At 56.2% G+C, this 20032-nt stretch carries 23 protein-coding genes; 13 read left to right on the top strand and 10 right to left on the bottom strand.

Features of this window, described 5'->3' with window-relative positions; genetic code table 11:
• Positions 1 to 6 precede the first annotated feature (6 nt).
• The 3 genes from KYE_RS08465 to KYE_RS08455 all read left to right on the top strand — a co-directional run bounded on the left by KYE_RS08465 (position 7) and on the right by KYE_RS08455 (position 2735).
• The gene (locus KYE_RS08465) at positions 7 to 903 is read left to right on the top strand and encodes a LysR family transcriptional regulator (RefSeq protein WP_008172363.1); all 897 of its coding nucleotides are present in this window, start codon (positions 7 to 9) and stop codon (positions 901 to 903) included.
• Positions 904 to 1027: 124 nt separating this feature from the next.
• A complete protein-coding gene (locus KYE_RS08460) occupies positions 1028 to 1654 on the top strand; it encodes an NAD(P)H-dependent oxidoreductase (protein WP_008172361.1) in 627 nt (208 codons plus the stop codon).
• A gap of 115 nt (positions 1655 to 1769) precedes the next feature.
• Complete coding sequence (locus KYE_RS08455) at positions 1770 to 2735, top strand: putative zinc-binding metallopeptidase (RefSeq protein WP_008172360.1); 966 nt, start codon at positions 1770 to 1772, stop codon at positions 2733 to 2735.
• 20 nt (positions 2736 to 2755) lie between these two features.
• Here KYE_RS08455 and KYE_RS08450 read toward each other — a convergent pair whose 3' ends face one another.
• Positions 2756 to 3325, bottom strand: coding sequence for an NnrU family protein (locus KYE_RS08450; protein ID WP_008172359.1), 570 nt, complete (start codon positions 3323 to 3325; stop codon positions 2756 to 2758).
• Between the two features lie 125 nt (positions 3326 to 3450).
• Between KYE_RS08450 and KYE_RS08445 the strand changes: the two genes are divergently transcribed.
• Positions 3451 to 3864 carry a hypothetical protein gene (locus KYE_RS08445; protein ID WP_008172358.1) on the top strand — a complete coding sequence of 138 codons (414 nt, stop codon included), beginning with the start codon at positions 3451 to 3453 and terminating at the stop codon, positions 3862 to 3864.
• A 34-nt stretch (positions 3865 to 3898) separates the two neighbouring features.
• On the opposite strand, the gene KYE_RS22240 is transcribed toward KYE_RS08445, so the two are convergent.
• Both KYE_RS22240 and KYE_RS08435 read right to left on the bottom strand, forming a co-directional pair.
• A complete protein-coding gene (locus KYE_RS22240; protein ID WP_008172356.1) occupies positions 3899 to 4432 on the bottom strand; it encodes a Tfp pilus assembly protein FimT/FimU in 534 nt (177 codons plus the stop codon).
• Positions 4433 to 4546: 114 nt separating this feature from the next.
• The gene (locus KYE_RS08435; RefSeq protein WP_008172354.1) at positions 4547 to 5206 is read right to left on the bottom strand and encodes a hypothetical protein; all 660 of its coding nucleotides are present in this window, start codon (positions 5204 to 5206) and stop codon (positions 4547 to 4549) included.
• Positions 5207 to 5407: 201 nt separating this feature from the next.
• On the opposite strand from KYE_RS08435, the gene KYE_RS08430 reads away from it, so the two are divergent.
• The gene (locus KYE_RS08430) at positions 5408 to 6274 is read left to right on the top strand and encodes a DMT family transporter (RefSeq protein ID WP_008172352.1); all 867 of its coding nucleotides are present in this window, start codon (positions 5408 to 5410) and stop codon (positions 6272 to 6274) included.
• Positions 6275 to 6346: 72 nt separating this feature from the next.
• Here the strand turns inward: KYE_RS08430 and KYE_RS08425 are convergent, their stop codons facing one another.
• Complete coding sequence (locus KYE_RS08425) at positions 6347 to 7063, bottom strand: DNA-3-methyladenine glycosylase family protein (protein WP_008172349.1); 717 nt, start codon at positions 7061 to 7063, stop codon at positions 6347 to 6349.
• 261 nt (positions 7064 to 7324) lie between these two features.
• Here KYE_RS08425 and KYE_RS08420 point away from each other — a divergent pair, with 261 nt between their 5' ends.
• Both KYE_RS08420 and KYE_RS08415 read left to right on the top strand, forming a co-directional pair.
• Positions 7325 to 7582: a hypothetical protein gene (locus tag KYE_RS08420; RefSeq protein WP_008172348.1), complete on the top strand. Its 258-nt coding sequence runs from the start codon at positions 7325 to 7327 to the stop codon at positions 7580 to 7582.
• A gap of 112 nt (positions 7583 to 7694) precedes the next feature.
• Positions 7695 to 8345 carry a dimethylsulfonioproprionate lyase family protein gene (locus KYE_RS08415; protein ID WP_008172346.1) on the top strand — a complete coding sequence of 217 codons (651 nt, stop codon included), beginning with the start codon at positions 7695 to 7697 and terminating at the stop codon, positions 8343 to 8345.
• A 43-nt stretch (positions 8346 to 8388) separates the two neighbouring features.
• On the opposite strand, the gene KYE_RS21705 is transcribed toward KYE_RS08415, so the two are convergent.
• The 3 genes from KYE_RS21705 to KYE_RS08405 form a co-directional block, all read right to left on the bottom strand.
• Entirely contained in the window at positions 8389 to 9144 is a 756-nt protein-coding gene (locus tag KYE_RS21705) for a putative 4-mercaptohistidine N1-methyltransferase (protein ID WP_202945858.1), read from the bottom strand.
• Complete coding sequence (ovoA, locus tag KYE_RS21700) at positions 9105 to 10169, bottom strand: 5-histidylcysteine sulfoxide synthase (protein ID WP_199185495.1); 1065 nt, start codon at positions 10167 to 10169, stop codon at positions 9105 to 9107. The genes KYE_RS21705 and ovoA overlap by 40 nt, the downstream gene beginning before the upstream one ends.
• A 67-nt stretch (positions 10170 to 10236) precedes the next feature.
• Positions 10237 to 10752, bottom strand: coding sequence for an MFS transporter (locus KYE_RS08405; protein WP_008172345.1), 516 nt, complete (start codon positions 10750 to 10752; stop codon positions 10237 to 10239).
• An 87-nt stretch (positions 10753 to 10839) separates the two neighbouring features.
• Here KYE_RS08405 and KYE_RS08400 point away from each other — a divergent pair, with 87 nt between their 5' ends.
• Complete coding sequence (locus tag KYE_RS08400) at positions 10840 to 12396, top strand: BCCT family transporter (RefSeq protein ID WP_008172343.1); 1557 nt, start codon at positions 10840 to 10842, stop codon at positions 12394 to 12396.
• Between the two features lie 76 nt (positions 12397 to 12472).
• Positions 12473 to 13522, top strand: a complete 1050-nt coding sequence (locus KYE_RS08395) for a mechanosensitive ion channel family protein (RefSeq protein WP_008172341.1) — start codon at positions 12473 to 12475, stop codon at positions 13520 to 13522.
• A gap of 32 nt (positions 13523 to 13554) precedes the next feature.
• On the opposite strand, the gene KYE_RS22340 is transcribed toward KYE_RS08395, so the two are convergent.
• Positions 13555 to 13674 carry a DUF2860 family protein gene (locus KYE_RS22340; protein WP_008172339.1) on the bottom strand — a complete coding sequence of 40 codons (120 nt, stop codon included), beginning with the start codon at positions 13672 to 13674 and terminating at the stop codon, positions 13555 to 13557.
• A gap of 529 nt (positions 13675 to 14203) precedes the next feature.
• On the opposite strand from KYE_RS22340, the gene KYE_RS08380 reads away from it, so the two are divergent.
• The 4 genes from KYE_RS08380 (at position 14204) to KYE_RS08365 (ending at position 17177) form a co-directional block, all read left to right on the top strand.
• A complete protein-coding gene (locus tag KYE_RS08380; protein ID WP_008172335.1) occupies positions 14204 to 14587 on the top strand; it encodes a DUF2750 domain-containing protein in 384 nt (127 codons plus the stop codon).
• 114 nt (positions 14588 to 14701) lie between these two features.
• On the top strand, positions 14702 to 15142 hold the full coding sequence (gene trxC, locus KYE_RS08375) for a thioredoxin TrxC (protein WP_008172333.1): 441 nt from the start codon (positions 14702 to 14704) through the stop codon (positions 15140 to 15142).
• 257 nt (positions 15143 to 15399) lie between these two features.
• Positions 15400 to 16116 (top strand): substrate-binding periplasmic protein, encoded by a 717-nt coding sequence (locus tag KYE_RS08370; RefSeq protein WP_008172330.1) that lies wholly within the window; start codon positions 15400 to 15402, stop codon positions 16114 to 16116.
• Between the two features lie 317 nt (positions 16117 to 16433).
• On the top strand, positions 16434 to 17177 hold the full coding sequence (locus KYE_RS08365; protein WP_008172329.1) for a GntR family transcriptional regulator: 744 nt from the start codon (positions 16434 to 16436) through the stop codon (positions 17175 to 17177).
• 67 nt (positions 17178 to 17244) lie between these two features.
• On the opposite strand, the gene KYE_RS08360 is transcribed toward KYE_RS08365, so the two are convergent.
• Together KYE_RS08360 and KYE_RS08355 are read right to left on the bottom strand one after the other, a co-directional pair.
• The gene (locus KYE_RS08360) at positions 17245 to 18705 is read right to left on the bottom strand and encodes an NCS1 family nucleobase:cation symporter-1 (protein WP_008172327.1); all 1461 of its coding nucleotides are present in this window, start codon (positions 18703 to 18705) and stop codon (positions 17245 to 17247) included.
• A 29-nt stretch (positions 18706 to 18734) separates the two neighbouring features.
• Positions 18735 to 20032: NCS1 family transporter (locus KYE_RS08355; protein ID WP_008172325.1), on the bottom strand; the 1298-nt coding region annotated here is incomplete at its 5' end.

Here is a 20032-nt window from a genome sequence, read left to right as displayed (position 1 = left end):
CGTTCAGTGGCCACCGACAAGCTGGTAGCGATGAACATCTTCAGGCGAGTGGCGGAGCTGGGCAGTTTTACCCGGGCTGCGGATGACCTGGAGATCACTGCGGCGACGGTCAGCAAACACATCGCTTTTCTGGAACGGGACCTCGATACGAGGCTGATCAACCGAACCACTCGCCGAATGAACCTGACCGATGCGGGGTTTGCCTTTCTCAAGCGTACCCAAGCCCTTTTGGATGAACTGGAAGACGCAGAACTGGAGGCAAGAGGGTTTCAGGCGGAGCCAAAGGGGACAATAAGGCTGAATGTGCCAATGTCTTTCGGGCTGACCCACATCTCAGAGGCTATCGACAGTTTTCTGAACCGCTTTCCCGAGATCGATATCGATTTGCAGCTCAGCGATCGGATGGTCGATCTGGTGGAGCAGGGCGTAGACATCGCTATTCGGATTCGAAGCTCCCTGGCCGATTCGAGCCTCATGGCCAGGCCACTGAGAACGTCCAGAAACATTGTTTGCGCATCGCCGAGGTATCTGGAAAGTGCCCCGGAGATTCACGGTCCGGAAGACCTGACACAGCACAACTGCCTGACGTTTTCACTGCATGACAGACCGAGAGTCTGGGAGCTGGGCGATCGGGAGGTAAGGGTCAGCGGCAACTATCGAACGGACAGCAGCCTGGCGATTCGCCAGAGTTTGTTGAGGGGGGCCGGCGTTGGTTTCTTGCCGCGGTTTCTGGTTCAGGGCGATATTGAAAAAGGCGCACTGATTCCCCTGCTGCCTGACTTCCCGCCCAAACCCTACACTGTATTTGCCCTGTTTCCGCCGGGGCGCAAGCAACCCACCAAGGTTCGCCTGCTGCTTGACCATCTGGACCAACATCTGGGCAAGAAACCCTATTGGGAATAGCGCTGATCCCGTGGATCTTCTGCTGGCTATTTCCATTCTGGAAAATATGTAGTTCTATTCTGTCCGTTTTGCAGGGTCTCGTAGTTCCATAGAGTTGCTACCTCAACGCGAAGGAGACAACTTTATGAACATTCACGAAGCCCTGGACTGGCGTTACGCCGTCCGTGAATTTTCGCCCGAAAAGCTTGATGCCCATACGGTGGAAACGCTGGTTGATGCGGCTCGCAAGAGCGCCTCTTCCTATGGACTGCAGCCATATAAGATCCTGATTATAGGAAACAAGTCGGTTCGGAAGGATCTGTTGGCTTACTCCTTTGGCCAGCAAAAGGTCTTGGACTGCTCGCACCTGATTGTTTTTGCGGCGCAGACAGACATTGGTGATCATACCGTCGACAGGTATGTCGCACAGCTTGTGAAAACCCGAGGTGTGCCTGCAGACGATATTTCTAGCTATGTTAAGCACATGAAACAGGCGCTTGCAGCCAAATCCCGAGAAGAAAAACGGGTGTGGGCGCACCAGCAGGCCTATATTGCCCTGGGGACCCTGCTCACTGCTGCAGCTTCAATGCGAGTAGATAGCTGCCCGATGACCGGTTTCGATCACCAAGCCTACGATGACGTACTTGGACTGGCAAAACTGGGCCTTGAGACTACTGCCATCGTTGCTTTGGGTTACCGTAGTGCCCGTGACCGAACCTCCGGCTTACCGAAAGTGCGCTTTGATTACGGCGATATGGTGATCAGCGTGTAAGTGATACCCGGTCGATTTGGTGGTCTGGCTGGTGTTCCTTGTCTATAGGGTATAGGTTCGGAAGAACGGCAACACATTTTCGAGCTTACTGCCGTTCAAGAGGAGCACCAGCTCTATGAAGGTTTTTTCCAACCCGGTTGGTTCCGGAAATCTGTGGTTTGACAATCTCACCACGGCACAGGGCACACCGGTCGCGTACGATCCACAGGCCAGGTCTTTCGTTCCGATGCCGCCCTTTTGCGCGAACCGGGACATCATCGGCTGCAACTGGATTGCGCCTGAACAGGGGGCCTTCTGTCGTTCCTGCGCGATGACTGCTCTGGCGCCCGACCCCAATATTCCTAACGCCATGCCCAATTGGGCCGAGACAGAAGCCTCCAAGCGCTGGGTGCTGGACAACCTCGGCCGTTGGCACTGGTTTCGCCCTGAGGATCCGGGCACGCGCCCGGTTTTCCACATGTTGGCGGAAGGCCTGACCCCGGTTGCCATGGGGCACGCCAATGGTGTGGTAACGATCAGTGTTGCAGAAGCGGATCCAGTGGTTCGTGCCACCCGGAGGCAGGCCCTGGACGAACCCTATCGAACCATGGTCGGCCACATGCGCCATGAAATCGCTCATATGCTCTGGTGGCGCCTGAGTTTGCGTGAGGACTTTCTGGATGCGTTCCGGGAGATGTTTGGTGATGAACGCGCTGATTATCCGACAGCGCTTGAGCATCATTACCATAACGGTCCGCCGGAAGACTGGAGGCTTTTCTACCTGACCAGCTACGCCTCGGCACACCCTCACGAAGACTGGGCCGAGACGGCTGCACACCTGCTGCACCTGACAGACATCACTGACAGTCTTGTATCAGCCGGACTGACATCGCCCGAGGTGCCGAGGCAGGGTTGGGACCCTTACTCAGAGCCAGACACGGCAATGCTGATAAATGTCGCAGCGTCGCTGGCCATTCGGGTTAACCACGTGAACCGTTCCATGGGGCTGTCTGACCTTTATCCGTTTGTGCTCTCGGAAACGGCGCAACGCAAGCTTGCGTTCGTGCATGACTGGTTGCGCCGCGGAGCCCAGGGCCTTTAATCCGTTTGAGCGCCGGTCGTTCAGACCGGCGCTACGCCAAATAGCCACTGGTGGGCCCAGACCACCATGATCACGTACACCGCAAGGCCACCAATGACGGCGATGATGTCATTGGCTTTGGTGGCTGGCAGCGTTGGAATGGCCCGTTGGGTTCTGCGCTTCATGGAGATCCGGTCGGCCACGGCCCAGGCCAGGAAGGCGCCGAACAGCAGAATATCGTGGAGCATCCCGTTTGCGAGAAGGTGCGCAAGAGCCCAGAGTTTGACGGCAGCCAGCATGGGGTGCCCCAGTTTTTCCTTGATTTTCCCCGGGAAGTAAGTGGCGAAGAGCAACGGGAATACAGGTACCAGAAGCAGGAAGGACACATGCTTGAGCCAGCCGGGAGGCACGTAGATCACGGTGGGATCCATCCGGGCGGCGCCGTATCCCCAGACGATCAGAACCAGGCCTACAAGGGACACCACGGAATAGAGTCCTTTGAAGGCTCCCTCGCCCATGGACGCGTTCAGCCGGTTACGCAGCGGCTCGTTAATTATGGAAAGCGAGTGCACGCCGAGAAACAGTACCAGACCGACAATCAGTGTGGTCATTTGCAAAACTCCTTTTGGCTTAAGTGACAGGGTTGCCTGATTGGCAGGGCGCTTTGCGTCGAAAGCCCTTTTGTGTGAAATCCTGATTAGTATAGGAAACCGGGACAGCAGATGCCTGAGCGTTTATGATCGGCGATCTGATTCACCGGATTGAAAAGGCGCCCATGAAGTTTCCCAAGGTTACTGTTGTACTGGTATCTGCTGCCCTGCTGTTTGTTCTCTGGGAGCAGACCCGCGACCAACCCGATCCCATCGATGCAAGCCGCCTGACCAATTTGCGGGCCAATCCGGTTGAATTGAGTGCTGCAGTTGACTGGATTTTTACCCAGATTCCGGACTTCTGCTCAGACGCCACTGGCGAGGGCAGTGAAACCAGAGCCCATGCTGATTGCGTCAAAAAAGCCGAGGCACGAACCTCCACGTGTCGGCGGATGCTTTACGATCGATTCCCGAGCGTTGTTGCCTCAGAGGCGGTATTCCGGGACGTTTCGCTCACGGCCATGGAGTGTCTGGTGCCCCGGTCCGTTTTGGTAAAGTAGGCCATATCACAACGACCTTCCGCCAGGATAGGTGTCAGCATTCCGAAGTTATCTGGGTCACCGTGCATTCCGGGTCGCCGAAGGAATCGTACTCGACATAGCAACCCGGAAGACCTGGGGCCGATCCTGAAGGCACGGAGAATCCTGCGCGGGTGTACTGGTTGTTGACGAAAGTTTCGAGCGAGGAATCGTTGGCGTCCACCGAGATGTAATCCAGCATTGTTAGCGAATCCGCAGCCTCGGCTCGGCTTTCAGGGCAAAGGTTGCGCCAGTCCACCTCTGAACGGCCCGCTTCAGTTTCTATTACGTAGCCAGTCTGCTGATTTCCGCCAGGATTGGTTGCTGCAGGTGACAGACCCTGAGCATAGGCCTTGCTTCTTACAATTCCGATGGTGCTTTGCATCGTGCCTGCCAATGAGTCCAATGCGGCCAGGCGGGCATCGGTGGAGAGGTCCGAGAAGCGGGGGAGCGCAAACGCAGCCAATACCGCAAGTATCAGAATGACGAGAACCAGCTCTATCAGGGTGAATCCGTGTGAATCTGGGATGCTCTTATACGATAGAAACATGAATGACTTCGTTCGGCGGATTTGAAATTGCAGGCATTATCCCATTTGGCAGGGCATGAAGCCATGCCTTCTCTGACGGGGCCATCAGACCTGCATGTAGCTTCCTTCGAATCATTAGCGTTTGAAAAACCTCGGATTTCGTTCAATAAAAGAATCAATCCAGCGCTCCAGAAAGGAGCGTTTGTCAGGGTTCTTAAGATAGCGCCAGCCTAATACGGAAATGACCAGTGCCCCGGTCGCATCGACGATCAGGTCCCACATGGTATCCGTCAGCCCGGAAGGATCACCAAGCATGGGCTTTTGCATGTTCATGCCAAACAGGGAATCCATGGTGAACTCGAAAATTTCCCATAGTGCGCCCACGCCAAGTGCAAACATGAATGCGAAAAATGCAACAAAGCCGGGTTTCATGTGCACGTGAATCTTTTCAGTCTCGTTCATTATGTGCACCAGGAGAAAGCCGAGAATACCCAGCAGGAACCCCGACATGGTATGGAGCGCCATATCCCACCACCAGAACCGCGTGTAGTAATCACGGATCTCTCCGAGAAACAGGGAAGCAAACACAAACCCTATGGCGGCCAGTTGCAACTCCGGCGGAATGTGGATTCTGAAGCGGCGCTCAAACAGCAACGGGAAGAAGGTGATGGCGATAATCATGGCCGTCAGAAATGCGGTGAACCATCGTTGGCCCCATACTGCAAAGAGCGCTTCACCAAGCAGTATCAATTGCAGAGCAATGGTAAACCTTTGGTGCGTTACGCGAATGCGCATAGGTCTCCCAAGTGAGTGGTTAAACGGCACTTTTGCATGAGTTGTACGGCGTTGGTATAGGGATGTAGGATCAGTCTGGACGAGAGGCCGCCTCAAGAATCATCCATGGTTCAGCAGGATCTGACAAGTTTTGGTGCTGTCCTGGTTCTACTCTGACCCCCGATCAACCATTGTTCCCGATAGCTACAGGACCCCACTGGCATGCCCATCTCTGTTCACTATGGTTTGACGGTACTGATCTGGGGTCTCACCTGGACAGCGATTCGTCTGCAGGTTGAAGCGGCGCCGGTCGACATATCCGTGTTTTACCGATTCTTTATGGCTTCTGTCGTGACACTGGTGGTTCTTGCCATGGTGCGCAGGCTGGAGAAGTTGACCCTGAAACAGCACGGTTGGCTGGTGCTGCAGGGGGCAACCCTGTACAGCCTGAACTTTCTGCTGATTTATCGTGCTGCAGAATCGATGACAAGCGGTCTGCTGGCGGTGGTGTTTTCGCTGGCCGCTCTGTTTAACGCTTTGAATGGCTGGCTCTGGTTACGGCTCCGGCCTACCGCCCGGCTTTATCCGGCGATCTCTCTGGGGATCACAGGTGTGGCACTGCTGTTCTGGCACGATCTGCAACTGGGGAATGCCACAGCCACCAGCATTCTTTTCGCCATTGGCGGCACCTTCTGGTTTTCCATGGGTAACCTGGTAAGCATCAAGGTGCGGATGTCTCAGGTGCCGCTGTTACTGGCCAATGCCTGGGCCATGGTTTACGGCGCGGTGATTCTTGGCATCTGGTGCCTGTTGCTTGGTGTTGAGTGGGTAGTCCCGACCTCAGCGACTTTCTGGGGCGCAACCGTCTTTCTGGCCGTTCCCGGCTCAATCATCGCGTTCTATTGCTACATCACGGTGATTCAGACGCTCGGCGCCGACAAAGCAGGCTACGCGACGGTACTTTTCCCCGTGGTTGCCCTGAGCGTTTCGACCTGGCTCGAGGGCTTTGAATGGACAACAACGGCGGTACTGGGCGCTTCGCTGGCGCTGCTGGGCAATTATGTTTTGTTCCGATCGGCCAAAGCGTAGCGCTCGTGAAGCTCTCTCAGGGCGTCAGCAAGAGCGGGGAAGGGACCCTCAGTGGGAACGCCCGGAACAACCTCATTGATCGGAAGGGTTGCCACGGGTGGTGGCGCCACGTGCAGTTCGTCCAGCCAGGCTGAAAGCTGCTCTGACGAGCTTGCATAGACGATTCGCCCAAGGCCAACCCAGCCGTGTGCAGCCGCGCACATCGGGCAGTGCTCGCCAGGGCGCCCACTGTTCGGCAAAGGCCAGTTGCTCTTCTTTTGTCGGTCGGGCATCCAGATTTTTGATGTCCTGTATTGCGGATGCCAGTGCCAGGTCGCCTTGGGGCCAGACATCCGGCCGTCGTAGCGCCATCATGTAATAGATGTCGACGGTCCAGGGCCCCAAACCGGGTACTTCTAAAAGGTGGCTTCGGCCCTGCACATCGTCAAGCTTTTCGACTTGCGCGAGGTCGAGTTTGCCGTCGGTTATGCGGTTGGCCAGCTCGACACAATACCTGGATTTCTGTCGGGTAAGCCCGACTCGTCTTAGCTCAGGCTCGCCAGCCCTCTGGACCAGTTCCGGGGTTACCGATCCAAGGTGGGACGCTAGCCGCTGGAACATCGTAGCTGCGGCTTTGAGCGAGACCTGTTGTTCAAGGATGATGTGGATCAATGATGCAAACCCCGGTTCGCGAGTCCAGATTGGAGGGTATCCCAGTCGGGCTCGCACCTCGTAAAGATCGGGATCTTTCTCAGCGAGGACGTCAACGCCCATTTTCAAGGTTTCGTCAGTGATCGTCTTTTGTTGCATAAAACCCTGTTCGGCTCTATGGGGATTATCAGATCAGTCGAGCAAACTGGACTGCTGCTTTGGAGACGACGCCTACGAGGTCTGTAAACATCATAAAAGTGTGTACGACACAGACCGTCTTTGGTTCTCAGGCCTGTCAGTCGGCGAAACACGACCGTCATTCCCATAGGGATATGCCCGTAGCTCCGAAAACAATCCTGATGTGAGTGGGGTGCGTAATTCCTAGTGCTTTTAAGGTCCGACCAATGAGGTGAAGTTACTATGAAATTAACTTTCAAGAATGGTTTAGCCGCAGTTGCACTGACCCTTGCGTCCGGCGTGGTTATGGCAGCAGAGCATGTCGTTGAAATGAAAAACTCTGGCGCTGACGGCGCAATGGTCTTTGAGCCAGGATTTGTGAAGGCTGAGCCCGGCGACCCGGTCAACTACGACGCTGCCAAAGCCGCGGTGGACAAGCTGACCGCTGCTGCCGCCACGAATAAGGATCGGCTGAAGGGTTACTTCGAGCAGGTTCAGTAATCTGGTTGAAGCCGTTTTTGCCGCGGCCTCCGGGGCGCGGCATTGTTTGTGAAACACAAAATCACCTATCCTGAATCCCGAACTTCCGGATACGCGCAGGAGAAGAGCGGATATGGCCAGACTCTCAGATCATGTGGATTGGCAATATGTGTTTCGGGAGTACTGGCACCTCTATAGATTTGGTTCTGCGGGTGGAAACCCGGTCATTCGTTCGCATCTCAAAGATGTCCGAAATCGACTTAACGCTGAACTTGAGTCCAATCCTGTTGTTGAGTTTGACCAACCTGTGCAGCTTCCAGTATGCGCATGGCTCGGGCGGGCTCTGGACCAGGGATTGAGTGAGCGGACCGCACCAGTTGTTAGAGTCCTGACGCGAGTCTCTGGCCAGCTTACGTGGCGCTATGGCTATGAAAGGATGCATAAAAGCCTGGCCCGTAAATACGCGTACGCTGAGCTGATGGGCCCGAACGGACCTGTGCTCAGCAAAAACGTCATACTGGGCCTGGTGCTATTCGGCCCAAAATGTACCTACCCGGAACACAGTCACGACGGCATCAGCGAGTCGTACATCTGTTTGAGTGGTTCGGTCTCTGACAGCAACTACAGCGTATTTACGCCGGGCTCCCTGTTCTTCAACCCGCCGGAAAAAGCCCACCGTATGACCACCGGGGACTTTGAGCCTACGCTCCTGGCCTACGCCTGGACGGGGACACCTGAAAAGCTCGCGAACCAGAGAATGAGCTTTGCGGGACGCAAGAGTTAAACGACCTGGTTCAGCCCTTTCAGAGGAGAGATTACCGCGCTGATCAGCGCGGCAACCGCTCCCAGATAGTTACTTCCGACAGGGTATGCTGGAACTTGTGCTGGGTTTCGCGGATAACGAAAGGCACCTTTCTCGGCTGACTGACTAGCCTGAAATGCTGTGAGAGGTGCTCTTTCAGGCCATCCAGCGTGGTGTGGTTCTCACCATCCTTTTTGAAACCGCCAATCCACTCTTCCTTCGGCGTGTGTTCCTCCAGCCAGGTGTAGGGTGAAGCAATAACCAACAGCCCACCGTCGTTGATTCGCTCGTGAATGCTGTCCAGAAAACGCCTTGGGCGGTAGAGGCGATCAATAAGGTTGGCCGCCAGAACAAGGTCGTAGCCCGAGTACTGCGGTTTCAGGTTACAGGCATCCCCCTGGTAGAAGCTCACGTTCTCAGAACATTCCTCGAGGCCAAGTTCTTTGAGCGTTCGGGTGTGATAGCTGACCAGTTCGCCTTCCTCTGCAAGTGCATAGCGAATGGAGCCTTGCTCGGCCATTTCCACGCCCAGCCTGATAAAGTTGGCTGAGAAATCGACGCCTTCCACCTGGTCAAAGCGCCTTGCCAGCTCGAAACTGGACCGGCCACAGGCGCAGCCCAGATCCACTGCTTTGCCGGTGGGCTTGCCATTCATGGCACCCAGGGCCAGATCCGCCAGGGCCTTCGGAAAGTTTTCCACGCCAAACCAGGTGTCACCGAAGTGGAGCTCCGCGTATTCAGTCAGCAACCGGTCGCTTTCGTAGTAGGCATTGGGTTGCACCGCTTCGCTTTCCGAGTCGATGTAGCGGAAGCCGGGCAGGAAGATGCTCCATGGTCCAGGTGCAGGTTGGCGTTGGCAGGGTCGTTGTCCACCTCTTTGATACCGGTTTCCTCCCGTTTCCACTCGCAAAAGGCTTTTGCTTCGTGGTAATTGACTTCCACCGGCCAGTCCCACGGCATCTCCACTTCCTCGGTCATCAGTCGCAGGTGCCACCCATTCTGCCAGCGCCAGAACGTTGGATGCCTGGCCTTGGCGAATTGGCGCCAGGCGCAACCTTCTTCACTCCAGAACCGGTCTTCCTGGTAACCGCCAGCTTCAACAAACGCCAGGAATTCCTGATTGCTGACCAGATACTGACTGGCCCTGAACTCATCGACCTCGGCTTCATGCTCGCCGTATTCATTGTCACAGCCGTAGTAGGCGTCATCGTAGGGTTTGCCGATTGAAACTGTGCCGGCTGGCACGGTGATCAGCTCGTTTTCCGGCGCTTCACCGGTTTCACGAATCGGGGCCCCTTCCGGCTGCGGGCGGACCATTGCCAGATCATGCTGGCGGATCAGTACAGACGAGGTCTCCAGATGGATACGCTCGTGCTCGACGCCCATGACGATGGGCCACCAGGGGCTCTCCCAATTGATTGGCAGGCTGAGCGGCAGTGTTTCGATCAACTCGAGAACGGTGGCCCGGACTTTGGCCCGGTAATCCATGACTTCGGCGACGGTAGGCCAGTCGTAATGGTCCTCGTCCAGATCGTCCCAACTCATCTCATCGACACCCACTGCAAAAATCGACTCCATGCGCGGATCGATGCGCTCGGGTAGCAGCTTGGCCAGAACCAGCTTGTTAACGAAGAATGGTGCGGTGTGGCCAAGGTAGAAAATGAGGGGGTGTCTCAGAGGGATCGACTTCTGGAAGTATCCGGCGTCCTCAGCAAACCTGTCGTGCGGCACGCCGCTCTGGATGAGAAGGCGGTTTCCGGTATTGGCACTGTCATTGTCGAACACGTCCTTTGTTTTTTTACCCACATGCATACGTTTCGATGGTCAGGGATGGTTCAATTCTCCCTGCAAACCGTTTAGAGCTTCCCTGTGGTCAAAGTGTTACACGCCAGCTTCTTTTTTCGCCAGGGCGACTGTCCGGGGCGCGCACCAGCTGCACCGAGGAGAATCGCCGTAGTAACGGACGGTTGATCAGGTTCAGGGCAGCCATGAACGCAATGTTGGCGGCGAATAGAATGGCAAACGTGCTGTTGGAGAGGCCAGACCATTCCTGGTAGATGAACGAGGAATGGGTGATGAGCAACAGCATGGTGCTGAAACACAGAACCTGAATGCCGATAAAACGCATGGTGGTTTTATGTCTGAGCACCAGCAGGTAGTTGGTCACCAGGGACCGAATCGGTGTGGTGGTCGGGATTCGAGGCTGGAGCTTCGGGAAAAGCGCAACCTGCAGCGTCAGGACAAGAAACGCGGCATAGCCCGCCAGCATGAGAAGTATCCACTGCCACTCGCCAAGCGCCAACATGAGTGACCCCAGCGAGGGTGCTGCAGCGGGCGCTATGAACATGATCAGCCCAATGAGGCCGAACAGCCGGGCGGCGGTTTTCATCGGAGCATGCGTATTTTCAGAAATCCCCGTGCATGAACCGCTCACTTCCTGCAGCCTGCGCGGCTTTTTCTTCCAGAGGCAGACCTTATGACCGTGCAATCCGAATCTCTCCCGCGAGCCAGAAGTGGGCCGCTGACAGACAGCGATCCCGTTGTTCTGGTGCTCACTATCGGCTTCATACTTCTGTTCGTAGGGGCCTCAATATTCGACAGTAGCTACGTGGCGGAACTCATCGGTAGCGGGTTTGCGTGGACCGCCACCTATCTGGGCTCCTTTTTCCAGTTACTGCTGCTACTCACATTCTTCATCGCCATTGGAACAGCCCTGAGCCGGGCCGGCGCCGCTCGGATAGGCGGACTGGATCGACCAGAAATCGGCCGTTTCCGGTGGCTGTCGATGATCATGTGTACCTTGTTGGCCGGAGGCGGGGTGTTTTTTGCCGCTGGTGAACCGGTTTACCACTTTGTTGTTACGCCTCCGGCTTTTAATACCGAAGCTGGCTCCGCCGCAGCGGTCGCTCCCGCCATGGCCCAGTCGTTCACGCACTGGGGATTCCTGGCATGGGCCGTGCTCGGCTCCCTGACAGCCCTGGTCCTGACGCGGGCCCACTACGGACAGGGCAAACCTTTGCAACCAAGAACGCTGTTGTACCCGGTATTCGGTGAGAAAGTCATTCAGGGGCGCCTCGGTGGTGTCATCGATGCCTTCTGTGTGATTGCCGTGGTGGCCGGCACCGTCGGGCCCATCGGTTTTCTCGCCACCCAGATGAGCTTTGGGTTGCATGAGCTGTTCGGAGTGCCAGACGGCTACGGTACCCAGCTGAGCGTTCTGGTGGTTCTGGCCGGGGTGTACATGACTTCTGCCATGACCGGTCTGCATAAGGGCATTCAGTTGCTGAGCCGTTTCAACGTGATATTGGCGTTGGTTATTGCCGGGGTTATCTTTGTCTTCGGCCCCACGCTGTTCCTGGCGAATACCTACACCCAGTCGATGGGTGAATACGTCACCTCGTTCTTTGCCATGGCAACCATGACCGCAGAAACGGCACCGGCCTGGTGGATGAAATGGTGGACGGTGTTTTTCTTTGCCTGGTTCATTGGTTATACGCCGTTGATGGCAGTGTTTGTTGCCAGAATCTCCCGGGGCCGGACAGTTCGTGAAATGGTTCTGGCGGTGGCCGTATTGGCCCCCATCGCGACCACCATCTGGTTCACCCTGCTCGGTGGCTCCGGTATCTATCACCAGCTAGCCGGTACTTTCGACCTGACTGAAGCTCTGAACAACTTTCGCTTTGATGTCGCCACACTGACCGTGGCTCAGGCTTTGCCCGGCGGCACCTGGATGGCGGCGGCGATTCTGTTGCTGACAACCATTTTCGTTGCCACCACCGGCGACTCCATGAGCTATTCGATTGCTATGGTCGGAGCTGGCCACGACGAACCAAGCCCTTGGATCCGTGTGTTCTGGGGCGGTGCCATGGCATTGATGGCGGCCATTCTTCTGTATATGGGCGCCGGCCAGATTGGCGTACTCCAGCAGTTCATCGTGCTGACAGCGATTCCGGTTTCACTGGTTATCCTCCCCTCGCTCTGGACCGGACCGAAAGCTGCCATGGCGATGGCACGGGAGCAAGGGCTGGTCTAGGCTTTTACGGGGCTGAGCGGAATACAGGGATGTGTTCGCCTGCCCACTTTTCTGATTGAAAGCTCGGGGAGGGCAGATGCTGGAATCGTTTGAAGCCGGTTTCAAGGCATGGTTGTGGCCGGGTTTTACGGCGATTCTCGCAGTTGCTGCGACCTATGTCGTGTACCGACTGGCTCTGGCAGTCTTTCGGCATTTTTCAGGGTCCAGGACGGTCATTCGCCTGTTCCTCGATGCGGCTGCCCGGGCGCTCGGTGTTGTTTTCTGTCTGCTCACCCTTGCAGGTTCGCTGGCGGCCGCACCACCGGATCTCCCGTTGATGGCGGCGATTCAGCAAATCACCACCCTTCTACTCATCCTTGCCATCACCTGGGCGGCCGTTCGACTGACATCGGCCATTGGCGAGGTCATTGTCGCGCTCAATCCAGTGCTGGAAGGGCATTGGAAGCGGGCGCGCAAGGTCGAGACCCAGACCCGATTCCTGGTCCGCGCACTTAATATTCTCATCGTGATCATCGGCCTGGGCGCTGCCCTGATGACCTTTGAATCGGTTCAGCACATGGGCGCCAGCCTTCTTGCCTCCGCGGGTGTCGGCGGCCTTATTCTCGGGTTCGCGGCCCGTCCTGTGTTGAGCAACCTGCTGGCCGGTATGCAGATCGCTCTGACCCAACCTTTCCGTATAGACGACGTGCTGTATGTGCAGGGCGAGTGGTGCTGGGTAGAGGAAGTGACAGCCACCTATGTGGTTTTGCGGGTCTGGGATCTGCGTCGCCTTGTAGTGCCACTGCAATGGTTTATCGAGAACCCGTTCCAGAACTGGTCCAGGAATACCGCAGAGTTGCTGGGAACAGTTTTTATCTGGGTGGACTACACCATGCCGGTTGAACCGCTCAGGCAGGAGTTCACTCGTTTGCTCAATGAATCGGGGCTCTGGGATGGCGAATTTTCCTCGGTGCAGGTGACCGATTCCAGTGATCAGGCCATTCAGGTGCGTTTTTTGATGAGCGCCGCCAATTCCAGCAAGAACTGGGACCTCAGATGTGCGATCCGGGAGGGCATGGTAACCTTCATTCAGGAACACTACCCGGCTCAGCTACCCAGGCTTCGAGCCCGAGTGGTTGAAAACTGAGCCTTGGTTGAGCGCTTGAAGGCCAGGCGAGATCAGAACTTATAATTTAGCCCCACCGCAAACAGGTACGAGGATTCATCGTAGAAGGTCAGGTTGGATTGGGTGTCGCCAAAGCCGGCAAAAGAAATAAACGACCAGTCCTTCCAGCCCATGAATTGCGGGTACTCGTAAGCTGCAAGCAGGCTGAGCTCATCATCAGAACGCTTTTATTGAACAACGTGCTGGCGCTGCCATCGACGTTAAAGTTGGACGTTGAAGAGATGATCCCCGCATTTAGCGAGACTTCACCACTGAATCCCTTTTGCGGAGGCGCCGGTTGGGCGAATACAGGCAACGCGATGCACAGGATCGGGAGGGCGAGGTACTTTTTCATTCGGATGCTCCGATTATTCTGAATTAGACGCCGTTTCGAGGTCTGACCTCAGTGATGCTCCTTTTACGCGTGAATAGTGTCTTGCGGTTCAGCATGGTTCTAGCGGTGCTGATTTTCCACGCCAAGATGAACTTTACTGGTGAATGGTTGCGAATCTCCCCGGAAATGTATCCCTTTATGCTCTTAGGCAACCTGGCCCTTGCAGCGTTGCTGATAATGTTTTGGATAAGCGGCCGCCAGTCTCCGCCAAATACGTGTTAGGCTCCGCCGAATACCGAAAAGCAAACGACTGGAGTGGCGTACCTGACATGAGCAGTGAAGACCTCAATCAAGTAATGGAAATGGATGGTGAAGAGCGGTACGACTACTTCCTGAGCCAAGTGGCCGAGGAACGGGAAATCTGGATCCTGGTTAACGGCCAGAGCCAATTCCTCAAGATCGCCTCGGACGATGGCGATGTGGAATACCTGCCCGTGTGGCCGGCTTCGGCGTTTGCCGCCGAGTACGCCAACGGCGGCGATGAGCTGACGCCCCGCAGTATTTCACTGCCGGACTTCTTCCGGAAATGGGTCCCCGGTTTAACGAAGGATGGCCTCGATGTGGGTGTATTTCCCGGCCCTGATAAAACGGTATGGATCACCGAACCGGCAGAGCTCAAGCAGGATCTTCAGGACGTAATGTCTGATTTCTAGTACAGTTTTCATCGCCTGGCCGCTTTGGCGAGACGAGTAATATGAAGCGCTGCTTGATTTCGTCTGGTCTGCCCTGATCATTTATCTCAGTACACAATCTGAGGGCAATCAATCATGACTGATATCCGACACCTGGTCTGTCCCCACTGCCACAAGGTAAATCGCGTGCCTGCGGATAAATTGTCATCTGGCGGCAATTGCGGCGCCTGCAAACAGCCGTTGTGGCCGGATCAGGTTCTGGAACTTACAGACCAGAGCTTTGCTAATCATACCGGGCGCAGTGATCTGCCGGTGCTGGTGGACTTCTGGGCGAGCTGGTGTGGCCCCTGCAAAATGATGGCGCCTCAGTTCGAACAGGCCGCGAGAGACTGGCGGGGCAAGGTACGTTTTGCCAAGCTAAATACGGAACAGGCCCAAGGCCCGGCCAGCCAGTTTGGCATTCGCAGCATCCCTACCATGATCCTGTTCCAGAATGGCCGGGAAGTGGCCCGCCAGAGCGGCGCCATGAATCAGGCGCAGATCAGCCAATGGCTGCAGTCGAAGGGTATTCGCTAGCCTGATAAGGCTGTTTATTCGCTGGCCGGTCATTAAAACGCCACAATGGCTGAGGCCCTGCCATTGCAGGGCTGAAGACACCTATCCGAGCTGTTCCCACAAAGTTATCCACAGTTTTTGTGGGTAAAGCTGACTTTGCAGCGACATCGACTTTCTTATGGTATGTAGCCAGAATTCGAGCCAAACTGTCTGTAACTCGAAAGGCAGAGTCGGGCAAGCGACGGCCTTACCCGGTTGATCACTCCAACGAGGACCGAATGAGAGCAGTCCTGTTTATCATCATGGCATTCTGGTTCCTTCCAGTTTCGTCCCAAACGCTCAAGATTATGGGTTCGGACGAGAGCTTTCTCCCGTTTTATTACGGCAATGATCTCAGCGAGGGCATTCTGGTCGAGGTGATCAATGAATTCACCAAACAGACCGGTATCGCAGCCGATTTCGTCCCGATGGCGCGTAAACGCCAGGCCTGGGCGATGGAACGAGGACTGGCCAACGCGGTTTTCGCCAACCCGCTATGGATGCCTTTGCCGGACCAAATGCACGCCGTAGGGCCGTTGTTAACCTGGCGTGACCGCGTGTTCGCGCAACCTGGCCGGCGCCCGGACTCCTTCGATGACCTCAAGGGAGGTATCTGTCTTCGCAGATGGTTTGTCTACAGTGATGGGCTTGAGGGGCGGATCGGGAGCCATCTGGTGCGCCATGACGGCTACAATGCCCAGCAGATGCTGCAAATGTTTTTGCGCAAACGGTGCGATTACATCGTCATGAACGAAACGGAGTTCCGGTTTCTTGCACAGCTGGGGGACGTAGATCCGGAACCTTATAGCACGGAACTGATAGACGCCGAGTGGCCGGTCTATCTTGGGATACTTGAAAACGAGACAGCTTTAATTGAAGCGGCGGAAGCTTTTTTCTCTACCTACACGATTGACGTGGAGGCCATGCTACCCAGACTGCCACGGCCGGACCGTTGAAGAGATTGATGGTCGGTTTGTCGATACGCCAGGCATGCGAGCGGCTTTCCAGGCGTCGTACCAGAATGTCCGCTTTGCAATCTAGCCGCATCCAGGGCACTACTAAACAGAAGCGAACATTGGGACGAGGAGCTCTTTAACTGCTTTTGCTTGAAGGTGTCGGCCAGCCGTTATCTCTCCAACAAATGCCCTGATTGAGGGACGGGCCGGGAAAGCTCATTACAGGGAGGCCATAAAGGCCTTATCAATTCGTCTGTGTGCACAAAGAGCGTATACAATGGTGGCCGAGATTGGTTCATTAATCATGTGAGGGTACAATGAGCGATAGTCGGCAAACAGCCAAAACGACCTCAAGTGGCAGGGGCCAAGTATCAGGCTCCGGGCCCGGAGATAACGGGCTGGATGCTATCTATCGGTCAATATCGGAAGCCATTATTGAGCATCGGCTCAAGCCGGGTGCACGTCTGCGCGAGGACGCGTTGGCTGATGTTTTCGGTGTCAGCCGTACCGGCATCCGGAAGGTGCTCCAGCGTCTTGCCCTTGAACAATTGGTCACTCTCACGCCACGGCGAGGGGCCAGTGTGACCAGGCCATCGGTCGATGAAGCCAGAGACGTGTTTGAGGCCCGTCTTTTGGTTGAGTGCGCTATGATGGATGCAGCGGCAAAGCGTATCACCGAGGAAGACATTCAGGAGCTGCAGGAGATGGCAAAGCAGGAGCGGGAAGCGCTCCGCAATCGTGAACAGCGAATCGCTATCAAGCTCTCAGCGATCTTCCATGCCCGTCTTGCCGAAATTTCCGGTAACCGTACGTTGGCCGGATTTGTTGGCCAACTGGCCTCCCGCTCCTCGCTAATCCTGGCCGTGTATGGCAATGCCGGTCATCTGGGTTGCGAGTCCCACGACCACGATAACCTGATTGATTTCCTTGCCGCAGGCGATGGGGCGAAGGCCAGTGATTTCATGGAACGACACCTGAAGTCGATCGAAGCGTCGTTATCGATTTTTGAAGAGCCCGAGGAAACCCCGGACTTGTGGGATATCTTTGCGGTTGATGCTTGAGGCTCAAACCAGAACGCCCCGCTTGTGAGGGCGGGGCGTTCTGGCAAGGCCTTGGCAGGCTGTTGGATCAGCTATGGGTCTGAAGCGCCGCCAGGCTCTGTTTTCCGGGCATGATCACCCAGTAGAACAGGCCGCCGAGGGCGGCACCAATCAACCATCCGTAACCGCCCAGGCTGCTCAGGGCCGGTACCAGAACCGTCGAGATGGAGAACAGGGCCGCTAGGGCGAAGGCCGCAATAGCACGGGTGTTCCATCCCTTGGCGTAGTGATAGGCGCCGTCGGGGCTGGAGGAGAACAGCTGCTCCATGTTCAGGTCCTGTTTTTTGATCAGGTAGTAGTCCACCACCAGGATGCCGTAGAAGGGTGCGAGTATGGCACCGAGCGCATTCACGAAGCCGGGTACCCCGATCTGGCTGATCACCGACACCCACAGTGCTCCAACAAAGAACGCAATGGTTGCGGTAATCAGCCCGCCGATCCGGAAGCTGATTTTACTGGGGAACAGGTTGGCCAAGTCGTAAGCTGGCGGAATGAAGTTGGCTACCAAATTGATGCCCACCGTTGCGGCGAAGAAGGTCAGCGCCGCGATAATGGTCAGAGCCACGGAATCGACGCGTTCCACGATTTCAGTGGGGTTGGTCAACGGCTCGCCAAACAGCACGAGGGTGCCCGCGGTGATGATCAGGGCGATGAATGAAAAGAACGCCACGTTCAGGGGCAGGCCTAGCAGGTTGCCTAGTTTCATTTCTTTCTCACTGCGGACAAACCGGGTGAAGTCGCCGAAGTTGATAACCACGGCTGCGAAGTAGGCCACCATGGTGCCGACGATTGCAAAGAAGGCACCAATCGGGTTCACCGATTCCCCACTACTGGAGCTGAAGATGGAGCCTACGGCGGGCAGGAGTTGATCGCCCGCCTTAGTCCAGACCACGATCATCAGGCCAATCATCACCAGGTAAACTAGAGGGCCGGCGCAGTTCAGGAAGCGCTGAATGTGCCGTAGGCCACTGCAGAAGATGGCGATCTGAAAAACCCATACGATCACGAAGGAAAGCCAGGCCACGCCCGACAGCCCGAGGAACGTGGTGCCGTCGCCCGGGCCGTAGAAGGCCGTAATCAGCAATGTCACGGCGGTGGAGGCGAAGTAGGTTTGCACGCCGTACCAGAAGATGCCAACGATCCCCCGCAGCATGGCCGGAAAGTTGGCACCCCGAACCCCCATGCTGGCGCGGCTCAGCACGGGAAAGGGAATACCGTATTTGACGCTGGGCCGTCCCGACAGGTTGACCAGTACCATCACAATAAAGCCGGCGAGGATAATTGCGGCCATAACGGCCCATCCATTCAGCCCATAGGTCAGGAACAGGGAGGCTGCCAGAGTGTAGCCAAACAGGCTTTGGATATCGTTGGACCACACGTTGAAGATTTCAAACCAGCCCCAGGTTCGCTTGGTGTGTGGGATCGGCGCCAGATCCTCGTTATAGAGCGTGGGATCGATCTGGCGGATGTTCAGTTCACTGTCTTTCATGATTGTCACCGTTTTGTCTGAGGGCGTATTCAGTCGCGGAAGCGCTGACAGGCCGGCCAGTGTTTCATGAGCAGGTAATAGCTCAGCCCGGCGGGAATCAGGCTGGCGTACCAGGACACGGCCGAGAAACTCAGGGCAACGATGACGCCCAGGACGGTTGCAATCAGAGCCGCATAGTTCACGCCCTTATAGGGGCCATCGGGGTTGTAGAGGTGATCCAGATTCAGTGTACGACCACGGATCAGGTAGTAGTCCACCACCAGGATGGCGAAGATCGGTCCGAGGAACGCGGAGTAGGTCTGTACAAAGATCTGCAGGCCAGCCGCAGAGCCGTCTTTCACCAGTTCCCAGGGGAAGGTGGCGAATGCCAGCAGGCCAACAATGATAGTGGCCTTGCGGAAGGTCAGCTTGAATACGTCCATCAGAACATAGGTGGGCGGTACCACATTATTCAGCACGTTGGTGGTGACCTGCGCAAAAGCAATGAACATCAGGGTGGTCATCAGAAGCGGCTGGTTATCTACAGCGTTGGCGAACACTTGAATCGGGTCGGCAATGCCGGTGGCTTCTGAAACCATGTAGCCGATCAGGCCCATGAACAGGGTGCAAGGCAGGATCGACATGGAGTAGATGGTGGTCAGCAGTCCGGGGCCGGTGCCGTATTCATGCTCCCGTGCGTAGTCACTCACATTGAGGATCATGGTGCTGTAGATGCCAAGGAACAGCATGGTGGCACCCCAGAATGGCAGGCCCCAGGAGCCTTCCATGGTCAGCAGGTTCGCCGAGAGGGTGTCGCCGTAGCGCTGGACGGTGCTGTAGAACATGTAGACGAGGGAGGCCAGGATGAAAGCGCTGCCCACGTTCTCCAGCCATTTGATGCCCTGGAAGCCGGTGACGGAGAGGGCGATCTGCAGCAGCTGGAAGGCGATGAAGAAAAAGACCAGGTTATCGAAGCCAAAGAGGGTGGTAGAGACCATGTTCAGCGCCCCGGCACCAATCCAGCTTTGGAAGCCGTACCAGACGATGGCAGGGACCGCCCGAACCAGCCCCGGCAGGCGGGTACCGCCGAAACCGAAGGCGCTGCGGGCCTGTACCATAAAAGGAATGCCGTATTTGTAGCCGGCTGCGCCATTCAGGGCCAGTGCTGCGCCAATAATGAAACAACCAATGGCGATGGCCAGCGAGGCCTGCAGCAGGTTCAGTGTGCCAACCACGCTGGATCCCATGGTAAAGGTGCCGATGGAAACGCAGCCACCGAACCACGCCAGCAGATAAGAAGTGCGCCCCATGATGCGGGTTTTCTGGGGGGCAAGGGATTCTATCCCCT

Source organism: Marinobacter manganoxydans MnI7-9 (genome assembly GCF_000235625.1).
GTDB lineage: Bacteria > Pseudomonadota > Gammaproteobacteria > Pseudomonadales > Oleiphilaceae > Marinobacter > Marinobacter manganoxydans.
This window is presented reverse-complemented; position numbering and strand designations above follow the sequence as displayed.

Bases quoted from the DNA above. Each gene is read 5' to 3' on its own strand.
- KYE_RS08430 (WP_008172352.1), top strand. From the start codon at position 5,408: ATGCCCATCTCTGTTCACTATGGTTTGACGGTACTGATCTGGGGTCTC.
- KYE_RS22340 (WP_008172339.1), bottom strand. From the start codon at position 13,674: ATGGGCTGGAAGGACTGGTCGTTTATTTCTTTTGCCGGCTTTGGCGAC.
- KYE_RS08415 (WP_008172346.1), top strand. From the start codon at position 7,695: ATGGCCAGACTCTCAGATCATGTGGATTGGCAATATGTGTTTCGGGAG.
- KYE_RS08460 (WP_008172361.1), top strand. From the start codon at position 1,028: ATGAACATTCACGAAGCCCTGGACTGGCGTTACGCCGTCCGTGAATTT.
- KYE_RS08405 (WP_008172345.1), bottom strand. From the start codon at position 10,752: ATGAAAACCGCCGCCCGGCTGTTCGGCCTCATTGGGCTGATCATGTTC.
- KYE_RS08400 (WP_008172343.1), top strand. From the start codon at position 10,840: ATGACCGTGCAATCCGAATCTCTCCCGCGAGCCAGAAGTGGGCCGCTG.
- KYE_RS22240 (WP_008172356.1), bottom strand. From the start codon at position 4,432: ATGTTTCTATCGTATAAGAGCATCCCAGATTCACACGGATTCACCCTG.
- KYE_RS08435 (WP_008172354.1), bottom strand. From the start codon at position 5,206: ATGCGCATTCGCGTAACGCACCAAAGGTTTACCATTGCTCTGCAATTG.
- KYE_RS08450 (WP_008172359.1), bottom strand. From the start codon at position 3,325: ATGACCACACTGATTGTCGGTCTGGTACTGTTTCTCGGCGTGCACTCG.
- KYE_RS08360 (WP_008172327.1), bottom strand. From the start codon at position 18,705: ATGAAAGACAGTGAACTGAACATCCGCCAGATCGATCCCACGCTCTAT.
- KYE_RS08455 (WP_008172360.1), top strand. From the start codon at position 1,770: ATGAAGGTTTTTTCCAACCCGGTTGGTTCCGGAAATCTGTGGTTTGAC.
- KYE_RS08365 (WP_008172329.1), top strand. From the start codon at position 16,434: ATGAGCGATAGTCGGCAAACAGCCAAAACGACCTCAAGTGGCAGGGGC.
- KYE_RS08420 (WP_008172348.1), top strand. From the start codon at position 7,325: ATGAAATTAACTTTCAAGAATGGTTTAGCCGCAGTTGCACTGACCCTT.
- KYE_RS08445 (WP_008172358.1), top strand. From the start codon at position 3,451: ATGATCGGCGATCTGATTCACCGGATTGAAAAGGCGCCCATGAAGTTT.
- trxC (WP_008172333.1), top strand. From the start codon at position 14,702: ATGACTGATATCCGACACCTGGTCTGTCCCCACTGCCACAAGGTAAAT.
- KYE_RS08425 (WP_008172349.1), bottom strand. From the start codon at position 7,063: ATGCAACAAAAGACGATCACTGACGAAACCTTGAAAATGGGCGTTGAC.
- KYE_RS08380 (WP_008172335.1), top strand. From the start codon at position 14,204: ATGAGCAGTGAAGACCTCAATCAAGTAATGGAAATGGATGGTGAAGAG.
- KYE_RS08370 (WP_008172330.1), top strand. From the start codon at position 15,400: ATGAGAGCAGTCCTGTTTATCATCATGGCATTCTGGTTCCTTCCAGTT.
- KYE_RS08395 (WP_008172341.1), top strand. From the start codon at position 12,473: ATGCTGGAATCGTTTGAAGCCGGTTTCAAGGCATGGTTGTGGCCGGGT.